The sequence below is a fragment of the Microbacterium sp. genome (genome assembly GCF_047972865.1).
GTDB lineage: Bacteria > Actinomycetota > Actinomycetes > Actinomycetales > Microbacteriaceae > Microbacterium.
On record NZ_JBKEAY010000024.1, the window covers coordinates 1 to 3,915 of the forward strand.

Here is a 3,915-nt window from a genome sequence, read left to right on the forward strand (position 1 = left end):
CAGCTCGGGGCGAGCGGGATCGGGGACGACGAAGGTGCGCGCGGAGTCGCCGTTCCACCCGCGGTACTGGGCGCCGCAGTCGACCGACACGATGTCACCGGGCTGCAGGACACGCTCCCCCGGGATGCCGTGCACGACCTGCTCGTTGACCGACACGCACGTGGTGTGCCGGTAGCCACGCACCATCTGGAAGTTCGACTCCGCACCGGCGGACACGATGGCCGCGTACGCCGCATCGTCGAGCTGTGCGGTCGTCACCCCGGAGGCGACGAGCGAGGCGACGGCGTCGAGCGCCGCGGCCGTGATCGCGCCGGGCTCGCGCATCGCTCGCAACTGCGCGGGCGTCTTGTAGAGCGAGCGGCGTAGCGCCACGTCAGCCCGGGATGCCGCGCGCCGCGAGCGCCGCGCTGATGCGCTGGGCGATCTCGTCGAGCGAACCGACGCCGTCGATCGCGTCGACGATCCCGCGCTCGCGATACACGTCGAGGATCGGTGCGGTCTCGGATTCGTAGAGGGACAGCCGCTTGGCGATGGCCTCTTCGGTGTCGTCCGCGCGACCCTGCTCGCTCGCGCGCAGCGACAGCCGCTCGATCGAGACCGCACGTGGCACGGACAGTTCGAGGACGCCGGTGAGCTGTTCGCCGCGACCGGAGAGGAAACCGTCCAGATCGCCGACCTGGCCGACGTTTCGCGGGTAGCCGTCCAGGAGGAACCCCCCGGCGGCGTCGACCTGTTCGAGGCGGTCACGCACGATCGCGCTCGTGAGCTCATCGGGGACGAGGTCACCCGCGTCGATGATCGCCTTCACCTTCAGCCCCAGCTCGGTGCCGTCCTTGACGTTCGCGCGGAACACGTCGCCAGTGGACACGATCGGGATCGCGAGGGCGTCAGCCACGCGCACCCCTTGGGTGCCCTTGCCGGAGCCCTGCGGCCCGACGATGAGGAGCCGGGGAATCGTCATCAGCGGAGGAGCCCTTCGTAGTGGCGCTGCTGCAGCTGCGCGTCGATCTGTTTCACGGTCTCGAGTCCGACACCCACGATGATGAGGATCGACGCGCCGCCGAACGGGAAGTTCTGGTTCGCCCCCACGGTGGCCAGCGCGATCAGCGGCAACAGGGCGATGAGACCCAGGTAGATCGAACCGGGCAGCGTGATTCGGGTCAGGACGTAGTCGAGGTACTCGGCGGTCGGGCGGCCGGCGCGGATGCCGGGGATGAACCCGCCGTACTTCTTCATGTTGTCGGCGACTTCAACCGGGTTGAACGTGATCGAGACGTAGAAGTAGGTGAAGCCGATGATGAGGAAGAAGTAGACCGCCATGTAGAGCGGGTGGTCGCCCGTGGTGAAGTTCGCTTGGATCCAGGCGACCCAGTCGGGGATCTGACCGTCGGCATCGGGGGTCTGGTTGAACTGGGCGATCAGGGCCGGGATGTACAACAGCGACGAGGCGAAGATGACGGGCACGACACCGGCCATGTTGACCTTGATCGGGATGTACGTGTTGGTGCCGCCCAGGGTGCGCCGGCCCACCATGCGCTTGGCGTACTGCACCGGGATGCGGCGCTGCGACTGCTCGACGAACACGACCAGCGCCACGACACAGATACCCACGGCCAGGACGAGAAGGAACACCTCGAAACCGTTGGTGACCTGGATGCTCCACAGCGCGGCCGGGAAGGTCGCCGCGATGGAGGTGAAGATCAGCAGCGACATGCCGTTGCCGATGCCGCGCTCGGTGACCAACTCGGCGAACCACATGATGAGGCCGGTGCCGGCGGTCATGGTGATGATCATCAGCAACTGTGCCCACCACGCGTCGTTGGTGAGCAACTGCTCGCACTCCGGGATGCCCGTGATACCGAACAGCTGGCCAGAGCGGGCCACGGTGACCAGCGTGGTCGACTGCAGCAGTGCGAGCGCGATTGTGAGGTATCGGGTGTACTGCGTCAGCTTGCCCTGTCCGGCCTGGCCTTCTTTGTACAGCGCCTCGAAGTGCGGGATGACCACCCGCAGAAGCTGCACGATGATCGTCGCCGTGATGTACGGCATGACGCCGAGCGCGAAGATGGAGAGTTGGAGGAGCGCACCACCGGAGAACAGGTTCACCAGGGAGAGCAGCCCTTCGGCGCTCCCCGAATCCCGTAGACATGACTGCACGTTCGGGAAATCAACGAACGGCGTCGGGATGTGGGCACCGAAGCGGTAGATGACGATGATCGCCAGGGTGAAGCCGATCTTCCTCCGGAGATCCGGAGTGCGGAAGACCCGCACGATAGCGCTGAACAAAGGAAATTCCTCCAGGTGTACTGCGGCGCGTGGGGACACACCGTCAACCAGAGTACGGCAACAGGGGCCGGGGAGGATCTCCGGCCCCTGTTGCGTATTAGTTGACGGTGCCGCCCGCTGCGAGAATCTTCTGCTCTGCGGAGCCGGAGACCTTGTCCACGGACACCGTCAGGGCGACCGAGATCTCCCCCGTACCGAGGATCTTGACCTTCTCGTTCTTGCGCACGGCGCCCTTGGCGACCAGGTCGCTGACGGTGACGTCGCCGCCGGCCGGGTACAGCTCGGCGAGCTTGGCGAGGTTGACCACTTGGTACTCGACGCGGAAGGGGTTCTTGAACCCGCGCAGCTTCGGCGTGCGCATGTGCAACGGCATCTGCCCACCCTCGAAGCCCTGGCGGACCTGGTAGCGGGCCTTGGTTCCCTTGGTGCCGCGACCGGCGGTCTTGCCCTTGGAACCCTCACCGCGACCCACGCGGGTCTTCGCGGTGTGAGCACCCGGGACCGGCCGCAGGTGGTGCACCTTGAGCACACCGGGACGATTCGCAGCTTCCTTCTGGGCGTCGGCCTTGTTCTTTTCGGCCATCAGTCGATCTCCTCAACCTTGACGAGGTGGGCGACGACCTTGACGTAACCGCGCGTCTGCGCATCGTCGGGGCGAACGGTGGAGTCACCGATGCGCCGCAGGCCGAGCGAACGCAGCGTATCGCGCTGGTTCTGCTTCTCACTCACCTTGGACTTGACTTGCGTGACCTTCAGTCGGGCAGCCATCAGGCACCTACCTTCGCGGCGCTGGCGGCCTCGGCCTCGGCGCGGATCAGGCGGGCCGGTGCGACCTGGTCGAAGTCCAGACCACGGCGCGCGGCAACCGCACGGGGCTCTTCGAGCTGACGCAGCGCCTCCACGGTCGCGTGCACGATGTTGATCGTGTTCGACGAACCGAGCGACTTCGACAGCACGTCGTGGATACCGGCGCACTCCAGCACGGCACGCACGGGACCACCGGCGATAACACCGGTACCGGCGGCGGCCGGGCGCAGGAGTACGACACCGGCGGCGGCCTCGCCCTGCACCGGGTGCGGGATGGTGGAGCCGACGCGCGGCACGCGGAAGAAGGAACGCTTGGCCTCTTCGACACCCTTCGAGATCGCCAACGGCACCTCGCGGGCCTTGCCGTAGCCGACACCGACCAGTCCGTTGCCGTCGCCGACGACGACGAGCGCCGTGAAGCTGAACCGGCGACCGCCCTTGACGACCTTGGACACGCGGTTGATCGTGACGACACGCTCCAGGAACTGGTTGTCGCCGCGGTCGCGCCCGCCTCGGTCACGACCCTGGTTACGGTCCCGACCGCCGCGGCGGCCCTCGCGGCCGTCACGCTCTGCGGGCGCCGTTCCGGCGGCCTGCTCGGTGGGAGCAGTGGCCGCAGCTTGCTCGGTCACTGCGTTCTCCTTGTTCTCGGTCACGTTCTCGCTCACAGGCTCAGACCTCCCTCGCGAGCGCCGTCGGCGATCGCAGCCACACGTCCGGCGTAGCGGTTGCCGCCGCGGTCGAACACGACGTCGGAGACACCGGCGGCCTTGGCGCGCTCGGCGACGAGTTCGCCGACCTTGCGAGCCTTCGCGGTCTTGT

At 67.1% G+C, this 3,915-nt stretch carries 7 protein-coding genes; all 7 read right to left on the reverse strand.

The window, feature by feature from the left end; genetic code table 11:
* Nucleotides 1–372: M24 family metallopeptidase (locus ACK5KK_RS01395; protein ID WP_416888303.1), on the reverse strand; the 372-nt coding region annotated here is incomplete at its 3' end.
* Between the two features lies 1 nt (nt 373).
* A complete protein-coding gene (locus ACK5KK_RS01400; protein WP_416888307.1) occupies nt 374–955 on the reverse strand; it encodes an adenylate kinase in 582 nt (193 codons plus the stop codon).
* A 5-nt stretch (nt 956–960) separates the two neighbouring features.
* Nucleotides 961–2,286, reverse strand: coding sequence for a preprotein translocase subunit SecY (gene secY, locus ACK5KK_RS01405; protein WP_416888304.1), 1,326 nt, complete (start codon nt 2,284–2,286; stop codon nt 961–963).
* A gap of 97 nt (nt 2,287–2,383) precedes the next feature.
* Complete coding sequence (gene rplO, locus ACK5KK_RS01410; RefSeq protein ID WP_416888305.1) at nt 2,384–2,869, reverse strand: 50S ribosomal protein L15; 486 nt, start codon at nt 2,867–2,869, stop codon at nt 2,384–2,386.
* Nucleotides 2,869–3,054 carry a 50S ribosomal protein L30 gene (gene rpmD / locus ACK5KK_RS01415; protein ID WP_416888306.1) on the reverse strand — a complete coding sequence of 62 codons (186 nt, stop codon included), beginning with the start codon at nt 3,052–3,054 and terminating at the stop codon, nt 2,869–2,871. The genes rplO and rpmD overlap by 1 nt, the downstream gene beginning before the upstream one ends.
* The gene (gene rpsE / locus ACK5KK_RS01420; RefSeq protein ID WP_416888308.1) at nt 3,054–3,749 is read right to left on the reverse strand and encodes a 30S ribosomal protein S5; all 696 of its coding nucleotides are present in this window, start codon (nt 3,747–3,749) and stop codon (nt 3,054–3,056) included. The genes rpmD and rpsE overlap by 1 nt, the downstream gene beginning before the upstream one ends.
* 8 nt (nt 3,750–3,757) lie before the next feature.
* A partial coding sequence (locus ACK5KK_RS01425; RefSeq protein ID WP_416888309.1) for a 50S ribosomal protein L18 occupies nt 3,758–3,915 on the reverse strand: 158 nt, incomplete at its 5' end.